20 protein-coding genes and 1 tRNA gene are annotated in these 21,448 nt (G+C 70.5%); 10 read left to right on the top strand and 11 right to left on the bottom strand.

Annotated elements, in window-relative coordinates:
* Window positions 1-48 precede the first annotated feature (48 nt).
* The 3 genes from ASC56_RS27315 (at window position 49) to ASC56_RS27325 (ending at window position 3,532) form a co-directional block, all read left to right on the top strand.
* A complete protein-coding gene (locus ASC56_RS27315; RefSeq protein WP_079102719.1) occupies window positions 49-1,476 on the top strand; it encodes an MFS transporter in 1,428 nt (475 codons plus the stop codon).
* A 537-nt stretch (window positions 1,477-2,013) separates the two neighbouring features.
* Complete coding sequence (locus ASC56_RS27320; RefSeq protein WP_234377072.1) at window positions 2,014-2,742, top strand: BTAD domain-containing putative transcriptional regulator; 729 nt, start codon at window positions 2,014-2,016, stop codon at window positions 2,740-2,742.
* Between the two features lie 4 nt (window positions 2,743-2,746).
* On the top strand, window positions 2,747-3,532 hold the full coding sequence (locus tag ASC56_RS27325) for a sirohydrochlorin chelatase (RefSeq protein ID WP_234377073.1): 786 nt from the start codon (window positions 2,747-2,749) through the stop codon (window positions 3,530-3,532).
* A 10-nt stretch (window positions 3,533-3,542) separates the two neighbouring features.
* Here the strand turns inward: ASC56_RS27325 and ASC56_RS27330 are convergent, their stop codons facing one another.
* Genes ASC56_RS27330 through ASC56_RS27360 form a run of 7 tightly spaced genes read right to left on the bottom strand, consistent with a single transcriptional unit; the run spans window position 3,543 to window position 9,875 of the window.
* Window positions 3,543-4,499 carry an ABC transporter permease gene (locus ASC56_RS27330; RefSeq protein ID WP_055494220.1) on the bottom strand — a complete coding sequence of 319 codons (957 nt, stop codon included), beginning with the start codon at window positions 4,497-4,499 and terminating at the stop codon, window positions 3,543-3,545.
* Window positions 4,483-5,271 (bottom strand): ABC transporter ATP-binding protein, encoded by a 789-nt coding sequence (locus ASC56_RS27335; protein WP_055494221.1) that lies wholly within the window; start codon window positions 5,269-5,271, stop codon window positions 4,483-4,485. The genes ASC56_RS27330 and ASC56_RS27335 overlap by 17 nt, the downstream gene beginning before the upstream one ends.
* Window positions 5,272-5,304: 33 nt before the next feature.
* Window positions 5,305-6,393 (bottom strand): aliphatic sulfonate ABC transporter substrate-binding protein, encoded by a 1,089-nt coding sequence (locus ASC56_RS27340; protein ID WP_055494222.1) that lies wholly within the window; start codon window positions 6,391-6,393, stop codon window positions 5,305-5,307.
* Window positions 6,390-7,703, bottom strand: coding sequence for a sulfate adenylyltransferase subunit 1 (locus tag ASC56_RS27345; RefSeq protein WP_055494223.1), 1,314 nt, complete (start codon window positions 7,701-7,703; stop codon window positions 6,390-6,392). The genes ASC56_RS27340 and ASC56_RS27345 overlap by 4 nt, the downstream gene beginning before the upstream one ends.
* A 2-nt stretch (window positions 7,704-7,705) precedes the next feature.
* Window positions 7,706-8,617, bottom strand: coding sequence for a sulfate adenylyltransferase subunit CysD (cysD, locus tag ASC56_RS27350; RefSeq protein WP_055494224.1), 912 nt, complete (start codon window positions 8,615-8,617; stop codon window positions 7,706-7,708).
* Complete coding sequence (cysC, locus tag ASC56_RS27355; protein WP_079102721.1) at window positions 8,614-9,174, bottom strand: adenylyl-sulfate kinase; 561 nt, start codon at window positions 9,172-9,174, stop codon at window positions 8,614-8,616. Before cysC ends, cysD begins: the two co-directional genes overlap by 4 nt.
* 2 nt (window positions 9,175-9,176) lie before the next feature.
* Window positions 9,177-9,875, bottom strand: a complete 699-nt coding sequence (locus tag ASC56_RS27360) for a phosphoadenylyl-sulfate reductase (protein ID WP_055494226.1) — start codon at window positions 9,873-9,875, stop codon at window positions 9,177-9,179.
* Window positions 9,876-10,343: 468 nt separating this feature from the next.
* On the opposite strand from ASC56_RS27360, the gene ASC56_RS27365 reads away from it, so the two are divergent.
* From ASC56_RS27365 to ASC56_RS27375, 3 genes are all read left to right on the top strand, one after another.
* Window positions 10,344-12,053 (top strand): selenium-binding family protein, encoded by a 1,710-nt coding sequence (locus ASC56_RS27365; protein ID WP_234377074.1) that lies wholly within the window; start codon window positions 10,344-10,346, stop codon window positions 12,051-12,053.
* A complete protein-coding gene (locus ASC56_RS27370; RefSeq protein ID WP_055494228.1) occupies window positions 12,050-13,297 on the top strand; it encodes a hypothetical protein in 1,248 nt (415 codons plus the stop codon). Before ASC56_RS27365 ends, ASC56_RS27370 begins: the two co-directional genes overlap by 4 nt.
* Before the next feature lie 88 nt (window positions 13,298-13,385).
* A complete protein-coding gene (locus ASC56_RS27375) occupies window positions 13,386-15,077 on the top strand; it encodes a nitrite/sulfite reductase (protein ID WP_055494229.1) in 1,692 nt (563 codons plus the stop codon).
* 67 nt (window positions 15,078-15,144) lie between these two features.
* On the opposite strand, the gene ASC56_RS27380 is transcribed toward ASC56_RS27375, so the two are convergent.
* A complete protein-coding gene (locus ASC56_RS27380) occupies window positions 15,145-16,545 on the bottom strand; it encodes an aminotransferase class V-fold PLP-dependent enzyme (RefSeq protein ID WP_055494230.1) in 1,401 nt (466 codons plus the stop codon).
* 209 nt (window positions 16,546-16,754) lie between these two features.
* Here ASC56_RS27380 and ASC56_RS27385 point away from each other — a divergent pair, with 209 nt between their 5' ends.
* Entirely contained in the window at window positions 16,755-17,111 is a 357-nt protein-coding gene (locus tag ASC56_RS27385; RefSeq protein ID WP_055494231.1) for a nuclear transport factor 2 family protein, read from the top strand.
* A 118-nt stretch (window positions 17,112-17,229) separates the two neighbouring features.
* Here ASC56_RS27385 and ASC56_RS27390 read toward each other — a convergent pair whose 3' ends face one another.
* On the bottom strand, window positions 17,230-17,610 hold the full coding sequence (locus ASC56_RS27390; RefSeq protein WP_055494232.1) for a hypothetical protein: 381 nt from the start codon (window positions 17,608-17,610) through the stop codon (window positions 17,230-17,232).
* A gap of 198 nt (window positions 17,611-17,808) precedes the next feature.
* On the opposite strand from ASC56_RS27390, the gene ASC56_RS40720 reads away from it, so the two are divergent.
* The 3 genes from ASC56_RS40720 (at window position 17,809) to ASC56_RS27400 (ending at window position 19,808) form a co-directional block, all read left to right on the top strand.
* Window positions 17,809-17,897: transfer RNA gene (locus ASC56_RS40720), tRNA-OTHER, on the top strand.
* Between the two features lie 206 nt (window positions 17,898-18,103).
* Window positions 18,104-19,174: an iron-containing redox enzyme family protein gene (locus ASC56_RS27395; RefSeq protein ID WP_234377075.1), complete on the top strand. Its 1,071-nt coding sequence runs from the start codon at window positions 18,104-18,106 to the stop codon at window positions 19,172-19,174.
* A gap of 16 nt (window positions 19,175-19,190) precedes the next feature.
* Entirely contained in the window at window positions 19,191-19,808 is a 618-nt protein-coding gene (locus ASC56_RS27400; protein WP_055494234.1) for a 2OG-Fe dioxygenase family protein, read from the top strand.
* Between the two features lie 205 nt (window positions 19,809-20,013).
* Here ASC56_RS27400 and ASC56_RS41295 read toward each other — a convergent pair whose 3' ends face one another.
* Both ASC56_RS41295 and ASC56_RS27405 read right to left on the bottom strand, forming a co-directional pair.
* Window positions 20,014-20,169, bottom strand: coding sequence for a hypothetical protein (locus ASC56_RS41295; RefSeq protein WP_199836078.1), 156 nt, complete (start codon window positions 20,167-20,169; stop codon window positions 20,014-20,016).
* Window positions 20,170-20,222: 53 nt separating this feature from the next.
* On the bottom strand, window positions 20,223-21,218 hold the full coding sequence (locus ASC56_RS27405; RefSeq protein WP_055494235.1) for a bifunctional lysylphosphatidylglycerol flippase/synthetase MprF: 996 nt from the start codon (window positions 21,216-21,218) through the stop codon (window positions 20,223-20,225).
* Window positions 21,219-21,448: the final 230 nt, after the last annotated feature.

A 21,448-nucleotide genomic window follows, 5' to 3' on the forward strand; every position in this document is an offset into this window, starting at 1 on the left:
TCCGTGATCTTGTCTGCGACGTCGTCGCCCTCCGATCGGAGTCTGATCATGACTGAGGCGTCCTCCACATCCCCGCCCGCGGCGCCGGCCGCGCGGCTGGACGTCGGCGCGCCAGCGGTGAAGAGCCTGCCTCTGCTGCTCGCGGTCGTGTGCGCGGTGCAGTTCCTCGACGCGATGGACATCGCGAGCATGGGGCCCGCGCTCCCGCTCATCGAGAAAGACCTGAGCATGTCCCCCGCGGCGCTGCAGTGGGTGGTCTCCGCGTACGCGCTGGGCTTCGGCGGCTTCCTGCTGCTCGGCGGACGGCTGGCGGACCTGCTCAACCGAAAGAAGCTGCTCATCGGCTGGCTCCTGGTGTTCGTCGTCGCCAGCTGCCTGGGCGGCATCGCCGACAACGGACTGCTGCTCGTGGCGGCCCGGCTCGTCAAGGGTGTCAGCGCCGGCATCACGGCGCCCGCCGCGATGGCGATCCTCCTGGACGCCTTCCGTGACGAGCAGTCCCGGAACCGGGCCCTGGGCACCTTCCTCGCCGTCGCCTCGGCGGGTTACGCGTTGGGGCTGCTGCTCGGTGGCCTGCTGGCGAGTGCCTCGTGGCGTCTGATTCTGTTCCTGCCGGCCGCGGCCGGCCTGGTCGTCGCTCTGCTCGCCGCATCCGTCGTCCCGGCCGGGCAGCGGCAGCGGGACCGCGGCAGCCTGGACGTCCTCGGCGCGATCACCGTCACCGCGGGCGCCGTCGCGCTCGTCTACGGACTCAGCCGTGCGGCCGGCGCGGGCTGGAGCGACGGTCTGACCATCGCATCGCTCGTCGCGGCGGCCGTGCTCATCCCGCTGTTCGTCCTGGTCGAGCGACGGCACCCGGCGCCCCTGGTGCCGCTGTCCATCTTCCGGCGGGGGCAGTTGGTGCGCGCCAACCTCTGCATGCTCTTCTTCGGCGCGTACGTCTCCTTCCAGTTCGTGCTGACCCTCTACTACCAGCAGAAGCTCGGCTGGTCGCCGATGCAGGCCGGCCTCGCCTTCCTGCTCGGCGGTGTGCTCACGGCGGCGACGGCCAGCTACGGGGCGGCCCTGGTCACCAAGTACGGTGCCTGGCTCGTCGCGACGGTCGGCCTGGTGATGATGAGCGTCGGATACATCGGCTGGGTGCTGCTCATCGGGCACGTGGATCCCATCGTCACGCTCCTCGTCCAGCAACTGCTCGGCGGACTCGGCTTCGCCGGCGTCTACCCGGCCCTGAACATCGCCGCGGTCGGCAGTGCGGGTGAGGACGAGCAGGGCCTGGCGTCGGGTCTGTTCAACGCCGGGGCGCAGGTGGGCAACGGCATCGTCATCGCCGTGACGGCCACGATCTTCGCGCTCGCCTCCGGCGGCGGGCTCGCGCCCTACCGGGCGGGCCTGTGGACCGTCACCGGGATCACCGCGGCCGTGACCCTGATCGCCCTGGCCGGGGCGGTGAAGCACCGGCAGCGGTCGGCCTGAGGTCTTTCGGCCACCTGAGCGGCCGTGCAGCGCGGGGCGGCGTCCATCAGAATCCCCCGTATTCGCCGTCTCCGCGCTGCACGGCTTTCATCTGGTTTTTGACGTCCCTCGACGGCTTCTTTCGGACGCGACCGGCTATTTCAAGTCAGCGCGAATGCCGGACCATTCTTCGAATGTATGACCGTTGACAGTGCCAGGGGTGACCGGATACGGTCGGAGACCGATCGGTCCACATTCAGACTTTACAAATTCGGCGTCTTGGATTTCAGTCGGAGATTTACGATTGAACCGAGTCGCCTCGCGGTCGGATGCACGTGGCGGCGTCTTCACCATGGCGCCCTGTCATCGTCCGACGTCAGAGGCATGTTTGAATGCTCGGTGGCACCGGTCGAGATGCCGCATCCCGTTCACTTTCCATCTCGCGGGGGGAGAAGGTTTGTGTTGAAATTTTCGGTACTGGGCTCTATAGAAATAACTCAGGGTGACAGCACGGTAAAACTCGGTGGCGCAATTCAGCAGACACTTCTCGCCACCCTGTTGGTCACCGGTGGTTCGCTGGTCACCGTCGATTCCCTCATCGTCGAACTGTGGGGCACGACCCCTCCGGCCAAGGTGGACAACGCGCTGCAGGCCCAGGTCAGCAGGATCCGCCGGGTGCTCGCGGTGCTGGAGCCGGAGAGAGAGGCCTCCCGGGTGGTCACCAGCATGTCCGGCTACGGCTTCTCCCTCGATCGGGCGGAGCTCGACGCCTATGTGTTCCTCGACGCGGTCGAGGCGATCCACGCCCGGCTCGCCCGAGGCCGAGGGGATGTGCACGAGGACATCGAGAGCCTGCGCAGAGCACTGTCCCGCTGGCAGGGCCCGGTGTTCGGCGGGCTCACCGGCGGCCCGCTGTGCCAGGCCGCCTCCGCCAAGTACCTGGAGGCCAGGAACTCGGCCCTCGCCCTGCTCTACGAACTGGAACTCAGGGTCGGCGGCCACGAGCGGATCCTCCCGGAACTGATGGAGCTGCACTCGCGCAATCCCGTGCAGGAACAGTTCTGTCTGCTCCTGATGCGTGCCCTCTACCGATCGGGTCGGCAGCTCGACGCGCTGAACGTCTACCGCCAGTGCCGTCACGACCTGGTCGAATCCCTCGGCATCGAGCCGTCACCGGTGCTGCGTCAGTACGAGCAGGCCATCCTCACGCACGACCCCATCCTGCTCAGCAACGAGCCGACCTGGCTGACGGCGCCCCCCGCCGCGGCAATGGTCCCGGCGCCCTAGGAACGTGCCACACGCGGTGCTCAGGGCGCCCGACCCCGCGCTGCTCGTGGTCGCCCACGGCAGCCGCGACCCTCGGCACGCGGCGACCGTGCGCGCCCTCGTCCGGCGGGTACGGTCGCTCAGGCCCGGGCTGCGGGTCATCGCCGCCTACCTGGACTTCGACACCCCGACGGTGACCGGCGCGCTGGCGGGCCTCGCCGCCGAGGGTGTGACGGACGTAGTGGCCCTGCCGCTGCTGCTGACCCGGGCCTACCACGCCAAGGCCGACCTCCCCGCGGTCCTGGCCGGTGCCGGCCGGCATCGCCTCAGGGTGCGGACAGCCGCCGTCCTCGGTCCGTCGCCGTTGCTGCGCGCGGCCCTGGAGCGTCGGCTGCGCCAGGCCGGAGTCCAGCCCGCGGACCGGTCCGTCACCGGCCTGGTGCTGGCGTCCGCGGGCTCCACCGATCCGGAGGCGATCGCGGGGATCGCCGAAACCGCGCGGGAGTTGGCGCGCACCGGCTGGTGCGCCGTGGTACCCGCGGTCGCCTCCACCGTCTGTCGTACCGACGGCGTGCCGGGCGTTCTCGACGCCGTACGGGCCGTGCGTGCCGAGGGCGTACGGCATGTCGCCGTGGCCCCGTATGTCATCGCACCCGGTGTGCTGTCCGACCGCATTGCCAGGGACGCCCGCGCCGCCGCCGTCGATGCCTTGGCCGACGTGCTGGGCCCCGCCCCCGCACTGGCCCTGTTGCTGCTCCAGCGCTATGACGAGGCGTCGGCCCTTCGGACCGTGGGGGCCGACGCCTCGTAGGGGGCCAGGATCACCTCGCCGTACGCCGTGCGGCTCGCCCGGGGCGTGTGCGGGAGCCACCGGATGCCCCGGCCAGTCCGCGGCTGCGCAGCACCCACCGCTCCAGCGGGGAGAAGACGACCAGGTCGACCGCGACGCCGACGGCCAGGATGAGGATGATGGCCAGGAACACCCCTGGCATGTCGGCGTTGTTGCGGCCGTTCTCCAGCAACTGGCCGAGGCCGATGCCCAGGTCGGGGGAGGAGGCGATGATCTCGGCGGCCATCAGCGAGCGCCAGGAGAACGCCCAGCCCTGCTTCAGGCCCGCCAGATAGCCCGGCAGCGCGGCCGGCATGACGATGTGCCAGGTACCGCTCAGTCCCCTGGCGCCCATCGTGCGGCCGGCGCGCAGCAACAGCGGCGGCACCTGGTCCACGCCGGACACCAGGCCGTTGGCGATGGACGGGACCGCGCCGAGCAGGATCACCGCGTACATCATCGAGTCGTTCAGCCCCAGCCAGATCACGGCCGGCGGCACCCACGCCACCGACGGCAGCGACTGGAGCCCCGACAGGACGGGACCGATCGCCGCGCGCAGCGGCTTGAGCCTGGCCACCAGCAGACCGAGCGGTGTGGCGACGGCGAGGGCCAGCAGGAACCCGGACAGACCGCGCGACACACTGGTCCAGACGACGTCGAAGAGCGTCCCTCGCAGCCACATGTCGGACAGGCTGTGCCACACCGCGGACGGCGGCGGCAGCTTGTAGTCGCTCGTCACGTGCGCCCACACCAGTGCCTGCCACACGGTCATCACCAGGGCGACGGCCAGCAGCGGCGGCAGCAGGGTGCGCAGCAGGTTCCGCACCGGAGCGCGCCGGGCCTGCTCGGTCTCCAGCGCGTCCAGCCCGGCCTCCAGCCCGCCCAGTGCGGAGCGGCCCGAGTCGGCCGTCTCCGCGACGGGGCCCGAGGCCTCAGCTGTGCCGGCCATGGCGGCGGATCTCTCCACGCAGTACGTCGGTGATCTCGATGGACAACTCCGCGACAGGGGCGTCCTCGATGCGGCGCGGCTGCGGTATGCCGACCGTCCACTCGCGGGCCACGCGGCCCGGGCGTGAGGAGAGCAGAAGGACACGCTGCGCGAGCCGCACCGCCTCGCGCACGTTGTGCGTGACGAAGAGAACGGACAGCCGTGTCTCCTCCCAGATGCGCGTCAGCTCGTCGTGCAGCACATCGCGGGTGATGGCGTCGAGGGCCGCGAACGGCTCGTCCATCAGCAGTACACGGCTGTCCTGGGCCAGGGCGCGGGCCAGGGCGACCCGCTGGCGCATACCGCCGGACAGCTCGTGCACGCGCTTGCCGTACGCGCCCTGCAGCCGGACGAGTTCGAGCAGCTCCTCGGTCCGCCCACGCCGCTCGCTCCTCCTGACCCCCCTGAGCCTCAGGGCCAGTTCGATGTTCTTGCCCGCGGTCAGCCACGGGAACAGGGCGTGCTCCTGGAACATCAGCGCCGGACTGCCGTTGGTCGTGATGCGGCCCGCCGTCGGGGCGTCGAGCCCGGCGACCAGGCTGAGCAGCGTCGACTTGCCGCAGCCCGAGGCCCCCAGGAGCGTGACGAACTCACCCGGCGCGACATCCAAGGTGATGTCGTCGAGGACGAGTTGTCGCCCGGCTGGCCCGGCGAAGGACTTCGAGACGTGCGAGACCCGCACGGCGTGCTCGACCGCCGTGCGCTGCTCGGTCCCGGTGAGGACGGTGACCATGTCGTCGCTCCTGGAGGTCGGACGGATGCGCGATTACGGGGTGCCGAGGCCGGCGTCGGACACCCGGGGCAGCCCCTGACCGCTCAGCACGCGGTCGAGGGGCCCGAGGTCGTAGATTCCGGCAGGCCGGGGGTGGTCCAGCAGACCGACGCGCGCGACACGGTCGGCCTGGACGCGCAGAGTGGCGGCCAGGGGATCGTCCGTGAACCCGATGCGGGACCACGCGTGGGTCAGGACCGCTGCCGGGAGGGCCTTGCCGGTGAGGTCCCCGAGCGCCGCGTTGGCGACGCGCCCGGCCTCGGCGGGGTGCTCCCGGATCCAGCGGTTCGTGCGCACCGTGCCGCGCAGCACGGCCTCCACCACGTCGGGATGTCCGGTGAGGAATGACTGCGACACGATGATGTTCGTGATCACGAACTTCTTGCCCGGCCAGAGATCGGCCTCGTCGAGCAGCACCTTGGCGCCCTCGGCGACCAGCTTGGACGCGGTCGGCTCCGGCACCCAGGCGCCATCGACGGAACCGGCTCCGTAGGCGTCCGGGGTGACCTTGTTGTCGACGCGGACGACCGAGACGTCACCCTTGCCGCTCTGCGCGTCGACCTTCCAGCCCTGGTCCGCGATCCAGTTGAGGAACGCCACGTCCTGCGTGTTGCCGAGCTGAGGCGTCGCGATCCTCTTGCCCCGCACGTCGTTCAGGGACCTGATCCTCCTGGGGTTGACCACCAGGCTCACGCCGCCCGACGCGGCCCCCGAGATGATCCGGAGGTTGCGGCCGCCGGCCCTCGTATAGCCGTTGACGGCCGGCGAGGGGCCGATGAAACCGATGTCGATGGAGCCCGCGTTGAGCGCCTCGATCTCGGAGGGACCGGCGTTGAACGTGGCCGTCTTCACCTGGGTGCCGCCCAGCGCCTGCTGGATCAGTCCCTTTCGGACGCCCACCAGTGCGGTGGCATGGGTCAGATTGGGGAAGTAACCGATCCGCACGGCATCGGCGGAGAGCTTCCTGCCGTGCGCGGCCGCCGGCGTTCCGTCGCCGTCGGCGCCGCGGGAGCCGTAACCGCATGCGGTGAGCGTGCCGAGCAGCAGCACGAGCGCGGCGATCACACGACGAGCCGCCCTCATGACGCGACGCTCTCCGGGCGGTGCCGGCTCGGAGCGCCGGGACGGGCGAAGGCCTCGCCGGCCATTCCCGCGGTGCGCGTCGTGCCGTCCGCCGGATCGATGAGCAGGAAGGAGCCGGTCCTCCGCGAGACCGCGTAAGGATCCGGTGACACCGGCTCCGACGTGCGCAGGAGCGCCTGTCCAATGGCGTTCATCCGAAGTTCCGCCGGGCGCGGACGCAGCGACAGGTCGTGCAGAAGCAGTTGGTACGCAAGGCGCTTGACCACGGCACGGACCGTGCGGGTGCCGTGCTTGAGCAGTACGCGGTCGCCCGTGCGCAGCGGGCGTTCGTGCAGATGACAGAGGGTCGCCTCGATGTCCTGGGTGGTGGAGGGGGCGTCCTTGCTCGGGACGATCAGGTCGCCGCGGGAGATGTCGATGTCGTCCTGGAGCAGGAGGGAGACGGACTGGGGGGTCCAGGCGACGTCGACGGATGTGCCGAGGAGGTCGATGCCGGAGATGGTGGTGGTGCGGCCCGAGGGGAGGACGGTGATCGGGTCGCCGACGCGGAAGGCACCCGCCGCGATCTGGCCCGCGTAGCCGCGGTAGTCGAGGTGTTCGGCGGTCCCCGGGCGGATGACGTACTGGACGGGCAGTCGTGCGTGGCAGTGGGCGAGGTCGTGGCTGACCGGAACGGTTTCCAGGTGTTCCAGGACGGTGGGACCGCCGTACCAGTCCATGGTGGCGGCGGCTTCCACGACGTTGTCGCCGGTCAGGGCGGAGATGGGGATGGCGGTGATCTCGGGGACGCCCAGTTCGGTGGCGTAGGCCGTGAACTCCTGGGCGATCTGCGCAAAGACGGCCTCCTGGTAGTCGACCAGGTCCATCTTGTTGACGGCGAGGACCACATGGGGGACGCGCAGCAGGGCGGCTATCGCGGCATGGCGGCGGGTCTGTTCGACGACGCCGTTGCGGGCGTCGACGAGGATGACGGTGAGGTCGGCGGTGGAGGCGCCGGTGACCATGTTGCGGGTGTACTGCACATGGCCGGGTGTGTCGGCGAGGATGAACCGCCTGCGGGGGGTGGCGAAGTAGCGGTAGGCGACGTCGATGGTGATGCCCTGCTCGCGTTCGGCGCGCAGGCCGTCGGTGAGCAGGGCGAGGTCGGGGCCGTGCCGGCCGCGGCCGGCGGAGGCGCGTTCCACCGCTTCCAGCTGGTCGGCGAGGACCGACTTGGAGTCGTGCAGGAGCCGTCCGACGAGGGTGGACTTGCCGTCGTCGACCGATCCCGCGGTCGCGAACCGCAGTGTGTCGATGGTGGTGTTGTTCATGGCTAGAAGTACCCCTCGCGCTTGCGGTCCTCCATGGCGGCTTCGGAGAGCTTGTCGTCGGCTCGGGTGGCGCCGCGTTCGGTGAGGCGGGACGCGGCGATCTCGGCGATGACCTGCTCCAGTGTCATCGCGTCGGAGTCGACGGCGCCGGTGCAGGACATGTCGCCGACGGTGCGGTAGCGCACCTGCCGCTTCTCGACACTCTCGCCGTCCCTGGGGCCGCCCCACTCGCCGGCGGTCAGCCACATTCCGGCGCGCCGGAAGACCTCGCGTTCGTGGGCGAAGTAGATCTGGGGCAGTTCGATGTTCTCGCGGGCGATGTACTGCCACACGTCCAGTTCCGTCCAGTTGGACAGGGGAAAGACGCGAACGTGTTCACCGGGAGCGTGGCGGCCGTTGTAGAGCTGCCACAGTTCGGGGCGCTGGCGGCGGGGGTCCCACTGGGAGAACTCGTCGCGCAGGGAGAAGACGCGTTCCTTGGCGCGGGCCTTCTCCTCGTCCCGGCGCCCGCCGCCGAAGACGGCGTCGAAGCGTTCGGCCTGGATCTTCTCGGTGAGGGGGAGGATCTGCAGGGGGTTGCGCGTGCCGTCGGGGCGTTCCACGAGGACGCCGCGGTCGATGTAGTCCTGGACCGAGGCCACGTGCAGGCGCAGGTGGTGCCTGGCGACGGTGCGGTCGCGGTACTCCAGTACCTCGGGGAAGTTGTGGCCGGTGTCGACGTGCAGCAGGGAGAAGGGGACCGGGGCCGGGGCGAACGCCTTCAGTGCCAGGTGCAGCATGACGATGGAGTCCTTGCCGCCGGAGAACAGGATCACCGGCCGCTCGAACTCACCCGCCACCTCGCGGAAGATGTGCACCGCCTCGGACTCCAGAGCCTCCAAGTGGCTGAGCGCGAAGACCTGTTCCAGCGTCATACGAGCCCCCTCCCGCCCAGCAGCGTGTACACGGCGTGCGCCGACTCCTGGGGCGTCTGCGACTGTGTCCGCAGGGTGAGCGCCGCATCGGCCGGTGGCTCGTACGGGTCGTCGACCCCGGTGAGCCCCTTCAGCTCGCCCGCGGCCTGCTTGGCGTACAGACCCTTCACATCGCGTACCGAGCACACCTCGACCGGGGTCGCCACGTGCACCTCGAGGTACGGGGTCCCGTTCTCCTCGTGCCGCTTGCGCACCGCCTCGCGGCTGTCGGTGTACGGCGCGACCACCGGGACGAGTGCCTTGACACCGTTGCGGGCGAGCAGCTCGGCCAGGTAGCCGATGCGCTGGACGTTGGTGTGCCGGTCCTCGCGGCTGAAGCCCAGGCCCGCCGAGATGAACTCGCGGATCTCGTCCCCGTCGAGGACCTCGACGCGGTGTCCTTCCGCGCGCAGCCGGCCGGCCAGCTCCAGGGCGATGGTGGTCTTGCCGGCGCTGGGCAGACCCGTGAGCCAGACGGTGGCTCCGGTCGTCACGTGTGTCTCCTGAGTGTGTGTCATGGTCAGCCGTGCAGCCCGCACTCGGTCTTCGCGCGCCCCGCCCAGCGGCCGGCCCGCGCGTCCTCGCCCGCCAGGACCCGCCGGGTGCAGGGGGCGCAGCCCACGGAGGCGTAGCCGTCCATCAGCAGCGGGTTGGTCAGCACGCCGTGCTCGGCGACGTAGGCGTCCACGTCGTCCTGGCTCCAGCGGGCGATGGGCGAGATCTTGACCTTGCGCCGCTTGTCGTCCCAGCCGACGACCGGGGTGTGGGCCCGGGTGGGGGACTCGTCGCGGCGCAGTCCGGTCGCCCAGGCGTCGTAGCCCCGCAGGCCCTCTTCCAGGGGCTGGACCTTGCGGAGCCTGCAGCACAGGTCGGGGTCGCGCTCGTGCAGGCGGGGGCCGTACCGGGCGTCCTGTTCGGCGACCGTCCGGCGGGGGGTGAGGGTGATGACGTTGACGTCCATCACGGCCTCGACCGCGTCGCGGGTGCCGATGGTCTCCGGGAAGTGGTAGCCGGTGTCCAGGAACACCACGTCCACGCCGGGCATCGCCCGGGAGGCGAGGTGGGCGACCACCGCGTCCTCCATCGAGGAGGTCACACACCAGCGCCTGCCGAACGTGTCGGCCGCCCACCGGAGGATCTCCAGCGCTGAGGCGTCCTCCAGATCACGGCCCGCCCGCTCGGCGAGCGCCTTCCGAGAGCCTGTCTGGGCCATCGTCATCCGGCTGCCCTTCGTCGGTACCGTCCGAAATACTCGGCAACAATTGCTGAACGCAATGTCAAATGGTCTCGAAGGCGCCTCCGGTGCACTTCGGATGCGCGGCTCGGATGACATTAGCAACGGCGGCATATGGCGCGCTGACCGATCACTGACCCCTGCTCCGGGGCGGGCCCGTCAGCGAGCGGCAAGTGTCTGATCAGTTCTGAGTCAGCGGACCCCTGGGATAGTGCCGGGTGAGCAAGAGACCCGTCCGTCCCGGTGTGCGTGGTGTCCACAATCCATGAATCCGGTGGACACGTAAATGCACGTGTCGTTGCCGAATCGGTGTCACGCGTCTCACGGACGGTGCCGGGAAACGCTGTTTCGGAAATGTAAGAGACCGTAGGGCCACCACATGTCCGGGCCGAGTGCACCGGGAGAGGGACACCGAAAGCGATGAGACTTCACAGGCTCCGACAACCCGGCTCCGTGCGCCGGGCGTTACTCGCCCTGCTGGCGCTCACCATGACCGCGGGGCTGCTGGCGGGAGGCAGCAGCGCCGCGGCCGACGCACCCCGTCAGTGGACATCCGCCTTCCACGGCACCGACGGCGTCGAATACACCGCGACCAACCATCTGACCAAGGCGGCGGACGGCCCCGGCCGGAAGTGGCTCCTCGTCTGGGCCGGACCGGCCAAGCAGCCGGCGCCGGACTTCCTCGCCGTCATCGACGCCACACCCGGGTCACCCACCTACGGCAAGATCGCCAACACCGTGACGATGGGCCCGGGCACCGGGAACGAACCGCACCACCTGCAGTACGTGTGGCACAAGGGCGACCGCATCTACGCCGGAGGGATCCTCTCCGACACCACGTTCGTCTTCGACTCCCGTGCCCTGCCCGCCCTTCGCCTGGTCGGAGTGAACACACCCACGCAGACGCCGTGCGGCACCCTGCCCGACGCCTACCAGGTACTCGGCGACGGCACGGCGTACGGGACGTACATGGGCGGACCGAACGTGTCCGGACCCTGCACCTACACCAACGGCCAGGTACGTGTCGGCAACGGCGCGGCGGGCTCCCCCGGTGAGATCGTGCACATCGGCAAGGACGGCCGGACCCTGGCGGAGATCCCGGCGGCCACCGAGAACTCGGAGGACGCCCGGCAGTGCGGCGACGTGCCCGCGCTGCCGGCGGCGAGCTGCGCCAATCCGCACGGCATCGCGGTGCGCGAGGACCTCGACATCATGGTCTCCAGCGACTTCGCCGAGGCGCGCAACTTCATGACTCCCAACTCGCCGCTGAAGGAGAACCTGGCCCGGCAGACGGTGCGCGTCTTCGACATCAAGGACCGCAACAACCCGAAGCTGATCTCCGTCTCCAAGGTCCACGACGGGCCGCGCGGTGCGCTGGAGAAGCGCGCGTTCTTCCGTGAGTCCCGGGTCGTCATGGAGGTCGCCACCACCAATCGGCGCGGACACCGGGGTGCCTTCGTCTCCTCGATGGCGGGCGGCGCGGTCTTCTACACGCCGGACATCACCGCCAAGAAGCCCACGTGGCGCGAGGTCTTCGACGACAGCACCGCCTACCGCACCTTCCATCCGGGCGGATCCGTCAACGGGGGCGGTGACAACTCCAGCTGGCTGGCCGTCAGCCCGGACGACCGCTATCTGTTCCACACCGTCATGGGCCAGTCCGTGCCGTACGGCAAGCCCCTCGACGTCACCACCGGCATGCTGTACGTCCTCGACATCCACAAGCTGCTCGCCAGGGGCAAGTCGAGCCGGTGCTCCATCGACCAGCTCAACGAGGCCTATGCCGGCGGAACCGAGCGGGACTGCCCCGAACTGGCCGGTGTGGTGCCGATCCGGGACGTCACCTCGGGCGGTCCGCACTGGGGCAGCATGGACATCTTCCGGCGCGGGCGTGGCGGGGTGTACCACGAGACGGACCGCATCAGCCGGATCGCCGTCGCCAACTACTTCGTCGCCGGTTCCTTCGGCGGTGACGGCGACCACCGGGTGTGCATGTTCAACCTGGACGGCCGGGGGCGCCCGACGCTGGACCGCCGGTTCCGCGACGAGAACACGGGCGAACCCTGCGTCGCCTTCAATCGCGCGTCCTGGCCGCACGGCGACTACGGGAACGCGCAGCCCCACGGCGTCCTGTTCGCGGTGAGCGACCGCGCCCTGCGATGAGGACGACCACCTCGCTCCAGGTGCCCGTGGCCGAGGGTTTCGCCGGCCCCGGGCACCTGGTTCCATCCGTGTACGGAGCCCTCGTCCTGGGCGCACTGGTGCTGAGTGTCGCCACCGCGCTCGGTGTCGTCCTGCTCCGCAGGGGAGCGCTGCGCCGCAGGGCCACCGCCTCCGGCTACTTCGCGGGCGCTGTCGTCTGCGCCGTACTGGCCGCCGCCTCGGTCGTCGCATGGCGGACCGGACAGGCAACCGCCACCGAGGTGCGCGGCACCCCTGTCGTGAGCCAGGTGCGGCTGGGCGGCACCAGCGTGCCCGTGACGGTGGTCCCGAACAGGCCAGGACTCAATCTGGTCGGCATCGGCGCGGCGGACGCCACGGCCGGTCGGGAGCGCGGCCGGCTCACGGCGGGGCGTGCGTATCCCGGCAGCGACCGGACATGGGTCACCGTGGAACTGCCGCCCGGACAGAGCCAGGTATGGGTGTCGGCGTACGGAGCGACCGCCTCCCTGGCGGTCGACACCGGCGACCGGCGCGTGCGGACGCCGACGGCGCTGGGAGGCGCCGACGGTCCGGAGTGTTCCGGCGCCGCGGTCGGCGCCGCGCTCGCCGGGAGCCGCACGCCGTTCGACAGCTGTCCCGCCGACCGGCTCGACCCCGTGGACGCGGCCGCGCTGCGGTCCGTCGTCGGCTTCCTCGCACACCGCGGCGAGCGGGGCGTCGCCCTCGCCGATGACGGCTCACCGAGGGCGGTGGCCGCCGCGGAAGTGGTGCGTGCCGCGGCTCGCCGGACCGGCCTCGACGTGGCACGGCCGGGAACGGCCCGGCGCCCGCTGATCGTGGTCGCGGGGTGGGCCGGTGCCGACACGGCGGTGAGGGACGTGGCCGCCGGGCGGATCACGGCGCAGGGCACCTACCTCGCGCCCTGGCTGCTGACCCCCACGTTGCTGCAGCCCAGCGCGGGCCAGGTCATCCCGCTGCGGTACGCGCCCCGTGGCAACGACGCGATGCGCTATCTCGCCGCCCTGGGCGAGCGGCTTCCCGGCGAACTGCCGGCCGCCGCCGGCTACGACGCCTGGCGGCGGGCGCACGGCACGACGGTACGGTCCCCGGCCAGGCTCTACGCCGTCGCGGTGCCGTACGTGCCGGGCAGCGGCGGCGCCGGCCACCATCACGCGGACGGGACGGACTGGCTGCCGGGCGGCATGATCGTTCCCGTGACGGGCCCGCTCAAGGAGCCCGCCTGACTGTCGGACCGCCCCGTCGACCGGGAGCGTCGGCAGTGTCCGCTCCCCGCCGCCGGGGCGACCGGCTCGGCTACGGAAGGAGCACCGGATGACGGAGACCGCGGCGACCCGCGCGTCGAAGGCCGCGCGTTCGCCCGGCCCGCGCAGCGAGGGCCAGTGGGCCCTGGGCGAGCGCGCGCCGCTCAACGCCAACGAGGAGTTCAAACAGCACGAGGACCCTCTGAAGGTCCGCGACAGGATCGAACGGGTCTACTCCCGCACGGGTTTCGCCGGCATCGACCCGGACGACCTGCGCGGGCGCTTCCGCTGGTGGGGGCTGTACACCCAGCGCAAGCCGGGCATCGACGGCGGCCGCACCGCCGTCCTGCCGCCCGAGGAGCTGGAGGACGAGCACTTCATGCTGCGGGTGCGGGTCGACGGCGGTCGCCTCGACGCCGCGCAGCTCCGGGCCGTCGCGGACGTCTCGATGCGCTTCGCGCGCAACACGGCCGACATCACCGACCGGCAGAACATCCAGCTGCACTGGGTGCGGATCCAGGACGTGCCTGCCATCTGGCGCCGCCTGGAGGCCGTCGGTCTGTCCACCACCGAGGCCTGCGGCGACTGCCCGCGGGTGATCGTGGGCAGTCCGGTCGCGGGGGTGGCAGCCGCCGAACTGCTGGACGCCACCCCGGCCATCGAGGAGATCGTCGCCCGTCATGTGGGCGACCCGACGCTGTCGAACCTCCCACGCAAGTTCAAGTCCGCGGTCTCCTGGCTGCCGGACGTCCCCTACGAGGTGAACGACGTGGCCTTCCTCGGGGCCGTGCACCCCGAGCACGGCCCCGGGTTCGGCCTGTGGGTGGGCGGCGGGCTGTCCACCCAGCCGATGCTCGCGCAGCCGGTCGGGGTGTGGGTGCCGCTCGCGGAGGTCGCGGAGGTCTGGCTGGGCGTCGCCGGGCTCTTCCGGGACTACGGCTACCGGCGGCTGCGGAACCGGGCGCGGCTGAAGTTCCTGGTCGCCGACTGGGGCGTGGACCGGTTCCGCAAGGTGCTGGAGGAGGAGTACCTGCACCGGTGCCTCCTCGACGGCCCGCCGCCGGTGCTGCCGGCCCGCCCTTTCGACCACATCGGCGTCCACCCGCAGCGGGACGGGCGGTGGTACGTGGGTGCCGCCCCGGTGGTGGGACGCCTCTCCGGTACGCGGCTGGCCGCCCTCGCCGACGCCGTCGAGGCGCACGGGTCGGGGCGGGTCCGGCTGACGCCGTATCAGAAGCTGCTGGTGCTCGACGTCGCCGAGCCCGAGCCGCTGGTCGCCGACCTGCGCAGGCTCGGGCTGGAGCCGGAGCCCTCGTCCTGGCGGCGCGAGACCATGGCGTGCACCGGGATCGAGTACTGCAAGCTCGCCATCGTCGAGACGAAGGAGCGGGCCGCCGTCCTGGTGGCCGAACTGGAACAGCGGCTTGCCGGGCGGCCGGCCCGGCTCAGTGTGAACATCAACGGATGTCCCAACTCCTGCGCGCGGACGCAGGTCGCCGACATCGGCCTAAAGGGCCAGCTCCTGAACGGCCCGGACGGCCGTCAGGTGGAGGGCTTCCAGGTGCATCTCGGTGGCGGCCTGGCCCTCGCGGAGGACCAGCAGGGAGCGTTCGGCAGGAAGTTGCGCGGCCTGAGGACCACCGCCGCCGAACTCCCCGACTACGTGGAGCGGATCACCCTCCGGTACCTGGCGGGCCGCCGGGACGAGGAGGAGACCTTCGCCCGGTGGGTCGAGCGGGCGGACGAGGAAGAACTGAGGTGAGACGGGTCCGGCCCGGCGCGGGGGACACCCCGCGCCGGGCCGGATGCGTGCCGGTCCAGGAGTACCGTCATCCCGCCGGAAGAACGGCCAGCACGGCATTCCGGATGACGTCGACGCTACGGTCCACGTCCTCCTCGGTGGTCCGCCAGTTGACCACCGACACGCGCATTGCGGCCCTGCCCTGCCAGACCGTGCCGCCGAACCAGCAGACCCCGCTCTCCTGGACACGGGCCACGACCTCGCGGGTCGCCGTGTCGTCGTCCCCGAAGCGCACCATCACCTGGTTGAGCACCACCTCGTTGAGCAGCTCCACACCGGGCACCCCGGCGAGCCGCTCGGCGAAGCGAGCCGTGAGATCGCAGCACCGCTCGACCAGTTCGGCGACACCGGCGCGGCCCAGCGTGCGCAACGCGGCCCACACCGGCAGGCTGCGGGCCCGCCGGGAGAAGTCCGGCACCCACTCGATGGCGTCCCGTTCGCCGGGCGTGCCCGCCGGCAGGTAGCCGGCCCGCTCGTTGAGCATCGCGGCTCGGTGCGCCTCGGGATGGGCCACCACGACGATGCCGCAGTCGTAGGGGACGTTGAGCCACTTGTGCGCGTCCAGCGCCCATGAATCGGCCTTCTCGATCCCGGTCACCAGCGGCCGCAGCCGGGGGCTGGCCGCTGCCCACAGTCCGAAGGCCCCGTCGACGTGGACCCAGGCGTCGTGCCGACGGGCGATGTCACAGATCTCGCCGACGGGGTCCACGGCCCCCGAGTTGACGTCTCCGACCTGGGCGCAGACGATGACCGGCCCGTCGAGAGTCGCCAGCGTCCCGGCCAGGGCGTCCGGCCGCATCCGGCCCCGTCCGTCCACCGGCACGTTGTGGATGCCACCGCTGCCGAATCCGAGGTAGCGGGCGGCGAGGTCGATGGTCATGTGGTGCTGGGCGCCCGCCACGATGTGGACCCGCGGCGCCCCCGGCAGGCCGTCGCGCTCCACGTCCCATCCCGCCCTGGCGAGCAACTGGTGGCGCGCTGCGGCGAGCGAGGTCAGATGGGCCATGGTGCAGCCGGTCGGAAAGCCCACCGAGGCGCCTTCCGGCAGACCGAGCAGTTCCAGCACCCACTGGCCGGCGACGTGCTCCGCGACGGCGATGGCCGGCGAGAGGTTGTACAGACTGGCCGTCTGGTCCCACGCGGCGACGAGCCAGTCCGCGGCGATCGCCACGGGCAGGGTGCCGCCCGTGACATAGCCGAAGTAGCGCGGTCCGGAAGCGGCCGGAATGCCGCCCTCCGCGACGGCACGGCCCAGCAGGCCGATGGTCTCCGTAGCGGGCTGCGGTCCGGAGGGCAGCGGCCCACCGAACATTTTCAGCAATTGTTCGGCATTTGCGGTGGCGCCCACCGGGCGTCGGGCGAGACCTGCCAGGTATTCGGTTGCCTGGTGATATGCCAAGTCGAGTGGTGCCATGTCCGCATCGGTCATGTCCTCACGGTATGGCGCATCCGCTGACAACCTGCTGACCTCGGCGCTCCAGGGCTTGGAGGCACCGCACTCGGCGCGGTATGACTTCTCCGGCGGCCCTGACGGCGGAACGTGTGCTCCGTCGCGTCCGGTGGTCGCCGTTGTGCTGCCGTAACGGGTGTTCGGATTCCCGTCGCCGTACGGCCCGACAGGAAGGCATGAGGAAGGCAATGTCAGATGAGCAGACTCTCAAGGTTATCGATGAGTTCAACCGCGCGTTCCGTGAGCACGACCCCAGCCTTCTGAAGGGGCTGCTCGCCGAGGACTGCGTTCTGGAGAATTCCGGTCCGGCGCCGGACGGTTCACGGCACGAGGGCTATGCCGAGTGTCTGGAATTCTGGTCCGGGATCGCCGCCAACGAGGCCGTGGACTTCCAGCCCGAGGAGGTCTGGGCGGCCGGTGACCGGGCCGTGTGCCGCTGGACGATGCGCTGGGGGTCGGGGTCGAAGGACTTCGTACGGGGAGTCAATGTGACCAGGTTGCGGGACGGCCTGATCGTGGAGAGCTTCGGTTACGTCAAGGGCTGAACGGCCGGACGGACATGCCGACCGGGCGGGTGCCGTGTCGATGCGGCACCCGCCCGGTCGTGTCCGTCGGCCGGTTTGACGCGGGCGGTCAGGGACCGGCCGGCCCCAGCCGGCCCCTCTAGTCCAGCTGGGACACCACCATGACGCAGTCCTCAAGGGCCTTGGTGGCGTGGCCCTTGCCCTCGGTGTCCTCCACCAGCTGGGTGTTGCCCGGGGTGAAGCGGCGCGTCTCGCCGTCGCTGACGATGCACTCCAGCGAGCCGCTGATGAGCGTCATGATCTGGCGGCGGGGCGCGGGGTGGAAGTCGCCCTCGTACCCGGCCGGCAGGAACAGGTAGACGACCTGCTTGGCCGGCACTCCCTCGGAGACATAGATCGGCGGGGCGGGCGGGGCGAAATTGGCCGCGGTCACCTCCAGGGTCTCCTCGATGAAGTGCGATTCCCCTTTCTCGTCGTTGTAGAGCCGCGACACGGGTATTTTGCGGGACTCAGCGCTCACCGGAAATCTCCTCGCTGGTGAAACCTGGGGGCATGCGCGCCGTATGCGCAACGGGCGTGCGCCCGGCCTTGCCGCCACTATCCCAGCAGCCGCTGATGGCTTCCTGATATCGCGGGTGCACCGTTCGACCGCCTCTCAGATTTCTATCAGGCCCGTGTCAGGGCGGGTGTGCGAAGCTATGAGCACCGAAAGGCGGTTGGAGAGGTACCCAAAGCGGCCGAATGGGGTCCGGTGGGGTACTCGCCGGTCGGGCTCTGCCCGCGCAGGTTCGAATCCTGCCCTCTCCGCTGGTAATCACCCAGGCACGCGCATCCCGAATTCTTCAGGATGCGCGTGTCTTTGGCGTGACGGCCACATGGGAACGGGCCTGCAGACCGCCCGTCCGCGCACCGCCCCTATCCAGGTGCCCATGGATTCTCGTCGACGGTGCCGCATTCACCCACATCCCGGCGCGATGCGAACGAGCGTCGAATCCCAAGAGATTGGAGAAGGCGTGCCCAGCAACAACACCGCCGTGTCCGTGACCCGTCCGTCCGGACACGCGGAGATCGTGGACGAGGTCTCGTCCTGGCTGACGGTCTCCGCCGAGGAGATCGACCGGCGCTTCCATGGCGACCGCGGGCGCGTCGTCGCGGCCGTGACCGGCCTGAACGAGGCGGTGGCCGCCGGCGACGCCGACGCCCACTACGAGCAGCAACTGCTGCTGTCACGCATCTACCAGACCGTCATGCGCATCCCCGAACAGCCCACCGCCGAAGGCTCTGTACTGCTGCACGAGGTGACCCGACTGCTGGAGCGCGCCACCATGGCAGCCGAGGACCGCCGGATCGAACCGGGCACCCTGGAGGAGGCCCCCGACGACCCCAAGCAGTTCATGTCCTGGCTCAAGGGGCTGGTGCGGGCCCACCGCGCGTTCAAGCACCCGTACTACACGGAGTTCATCAACCACGAGGCCGGGCGCGAGGACCTGCGCACGTACGTCATCCAGGAGTCGCTCGTCGACGGCCGCTTCGACGACTTCCTCGCGATGATGCAGGTGGGTACGTCCGGGGCGAGCAAGATGGAGATCGCCGGCAACTACTGGGACGAGATGGGCAACGGCGATCCGGACTCCGTCCACACGTACCTCTTCAACAAGATCTACGAGGTGTTCGACGTCCGTGAGGAGGACCTGGAAGGCGCGATGACGGCGACCGACCTGCTCTCCGGCAACCTGGCGGTGCTGCTGTGCCGTTACCGTCACTTCTACCCCGAGGCCGTCGGCTTCCTCGGCATGACCGAGTGGCTGGCACCCGACCGGTTCCGCAATGTGGTGCGGGCCTGGGAGCGGCTGGGGCTGCCCGAGGTCGGCATCACCTACCACAAGCTCCACATCACCATCGACTCCCAGCACGCGGCCGGCTGGTTCCACAACGTGGTGATCCCGACCGCCGACTCCCCGTACATGCGGCGCGGCATCGCCCGCGGCGCGCTGTGGCGGGTCAACTCCTCGGCCCGGCACCTCGACGAGCGGCTCGCGCGGGCGCAGTCGTCCGTCGAGCGTACGCCCGTCGCCGCGGGCTGAGCCGGGGGAGGACGGAGTGCCCCTGCCCGAGCCGGGATTCGTCCTTGTGGACCTTCCACCGGTTCCCGCGGCACTGCTGGACAGCTACGGCGATCTGCCGTCGGCCGATGGGTCGGGCCACCGCGGCCCGTTCCGGGTGAGCATGTCCTGGACGGCCGACGACGACTGGTTCTTCGAGGTGGACGGGGCGCGGGCCACGGCCGGCCGGCGGGCTGCCGCCGCCCGGCCGTTCGCGTCCGGGCTCACGACGCTGCTGCGGCGGCTGCTCGGGGGACCGTGGCTCGACGTCAGCGCGGACTGGCATATCGACACCCACCAACTGCGCACGGTCGTGGCCCCCGGCGCGCCGGTCCGCGTGTCCCTGCCGCGGCTGGACGGCTGTGAGTTGCTCCTGTTCGCGGTGGTGCGTCAGGAGGGCGTCGCGGGTGGCGGACCACGCCTGGTCCGCACCGGCGAGCCGGAGCCCTGCCGGGAGGTGGAGCCGCCGCCGGTGCGCGCCCTGCTGGCCGACTGCCGGGCCGTCACCCAGGGCCTGTGCGAACTGCGCGCCACCGGCCCGCTGCCGGGCGTCCAGGACCTGCTCGTCGGCTTGGTGTCCCGGCACTCCGCCGGCGCGGCTTCCGCCGCCGCGTGACCGCGCCCGGAGGACGCGGAGACGACGCGGAGGAGCGGCAGGACGGCAGGACAGCAGGACGGCAGGACAGCAGGAGAGACGGAGAGAGCACTTGTCCGGGGCTCGTCCATGGTGGACGGGCCCCGGACACGTCCCGGAGCGCCCCGGGGAGGGACCGCGAACGGGCGGGGCCCATGAACCGGCCCGGACCGTTCCGTCGCAGTCCCTATGCGGAGCCCCGCTCCGCCGCGCGCAGCAGCTCCTCCAACTCGGCCAGCCCCGCGTCGGCCGCCCTGGCGGCGTCCAGGTCGTCGGGAGCGGCGGCGCAAGCGGTGAACAACTCGACGACCTTCCTGCCCTGGGACTCGATCTCCTCGAACACGGGTCACCTCGACTCTCTGTGCGGGCCGGCCCGATGGCCGGCCGGACGGCCGGTCAGACGGCGTTGCAGGCGCGGAAGACGTGCACGAGAGCGGGCAGACTCGCCCCGTGCCGGAAGGCGATGTACTCGGGCAGCACGACGCTCGGTGCCCACTTCTCCTTGTAGTCGAGCTGGGTGCGCGCGGGGTAGATGTGCGCACCGTGCTCCCACAGGTGGTTCATGAACCAGTGGAAGGCCTTGCTGTGGCCTGGGAACTGAGGGGCCGTCAGTGAGGTGAAGGGAGTGAAGCCGAAGTGCAGCCAGCGGGTCCCCTCGTCACGGAAGACGTCGATCGCGGCCTTGTTCACCGCCTCCATCACCCCGGGCGGAGCGTCCGGCAGCCGACGGCTGAGGTCGTGCATCCACCCCGCCATCCCGCCGTAGACCGGTGCGTAGGAGACGTATCCGATGAGCTCCCCGTCGCGCTCGGCGACGAACAGCCGCCGCAGCGACTGGTACGGACCGCCGGTCTGCCCCACCAGGAACTCCAGCGGCTTCACGCCGTCCCCCTTGGTGGTCAGCCAGGCCTGGTCCAGCGCGCGAACCGCCGGTTCCCACTCGTCGAAGGGCGCCTCGTAGATCTTCAGGCCGGTGCGCAGCGCCCGTGAGATCTTGTTGCGCAGCTGCATGAACCGCGTGCCCGCGAGGGTGAACGACTCCAGGTCCACGGCGTACGAGGCACCCATCTGGTTGACCGTGAACCCCTGGTCGACGTAGATGTCGGCGTCCTTCGTCTGCAACTGCACGGCCACGATCTCACGCCCCCGCTCCTCGGCGAGGGCGCTGAACCCGGCGAGCAGCCGTGACCGGGCCTGCTCCGGAGCGAACGGCCCGCCGAACTGCACGAGGTAGCGGCCCACCGGCCGGTACACGATCACACCGGGCGTGTCGGGCAGCCGGAAATAGCTGTTGCCGTCGTTGAAAGCGAAATACGCACTCGGATTGCCTGCGTCCGGATAGCGCTGGATCGCGTCGAGCGCGATGTCCGTCTCCGGAATTGTCCCGGTCATTGTGAGATCCATTCCTGCTCGCCGTCCGCGGTCAAGACTACCGGTTATCACATTCCTGGCGCCCGGCCACAAGGGCACCCGTCGTATTGGTCAGCGACGGGTCAGCCGTGCGTCAGTGATGTCGTACGTCAGTGATACGGACCTGACCAGCGGGTCAGAGCAGTGTCAGGGGAGAGTCAGATACGAGGTGCGAGACTTCGTTCCGAATACGTGGGCCGTCGTTGCAGACA

Origin of the sequence: Streptomyces sp. TP-A0356, from assembly GCF_001417775.1 — a bacterium.
Classification (GTDB): Bacteria; Actinomycetota; Actinomycetes; order Streptomycetales; family Streptomycetaceae; genus Streptomyces.

Bases quoted from the DNA above. Each gene is read 5' to 3' on its own strand.
- ASC56_RS27315 (WP_079102719.1), top strand. From the start codon at position 49: ATGACTGAGGCGTCCTCCACATCCCCGCCCGCGGCGCCGGCCGCGCGG.
- ASC56_RS27330 (WP_055494220.1), bottom strand. From the start codon at position 4,499: ATGGCCGGCACAGCTGAGGCCTCGGGCCCCGTCGCGGAGACGGCCGAC.
- ASC56_RS27335 (WP_055494221.1), bottom strand. From the start codon at position 5,271: ATGGTCACCGTCCTCACCGGGACCGAGCAGCGCACGGCGGTCGAGCAC.
- ASC56_RS27340 (WP_055494222.1), bottom strand. From the start codon at position 6,393: ATGAGGGCGGCTCGTCGTGTGATCGCCGCGCTCGTGCTGCTGCTCGGC.
- ASC56_RS27345 (WP_055494223.1), bottom strand. From the start codon at position 7,703: ATGAACAACACCACCATCGACACACTGCGGTTCGCGACCGCGGGATCG.
- cysD (WP_055494224.1), bottom strand. From the start codon at position 8,617: ATGACGCTGGAACAGGTCTTCGCGCTCAGCCACTTGGAGGCTCTGGAG.
- cysC (WP_079102721.1), bottom strand. From the start codon at position 9,174: ATGACACACACTCAGGAGACACACGTGACGACCGGAGCCACCGTCTGG.
- ASC56_RS27360 (WP_055494226.1), bottom strand. From the start codon at position 9,875: ATGACGATGGCCCAGACAGGCTCTCGGAAGGCGCTCGCCGAGCGGGCG.
- ASC56_RS27370 (WP_055494228.1), top strand. From the start codon at position 12,050: ATGAGGACGACCACCTCGCTCCAGGTGCCCGTGGCCGAGGGTTTCGCC.
- ASC56_RS27375 (WP_055494229.1), top strand. From the start codon at position 13,386: ATGACGGAGACCGCGGCGACCCGCGCGTCGAAGGCCGCGCGTTCGCCC.
- ASC56_RS27380 (WP_055494230.1), bottom strand. From the start codon at position 16,545: ATGACCGATGCGGACATGGCACCACTCGACTTGGCATATCACCAGGCA.
- ASC56_RS27385 (WP_055494231.1), top strand. From the start codon at position 16,755: ATGTCAGATGAGCAGACTCTCAAGGTTATCGATGAGTTCAACCGCGCG.
- ASC56_RS27405 (WP_055494235.1), bottom strand. From the start codon at position 21,218: ATGACCGGGACAATTCCGGAGACGGACATCGCGCTCGACGCGATCCAG.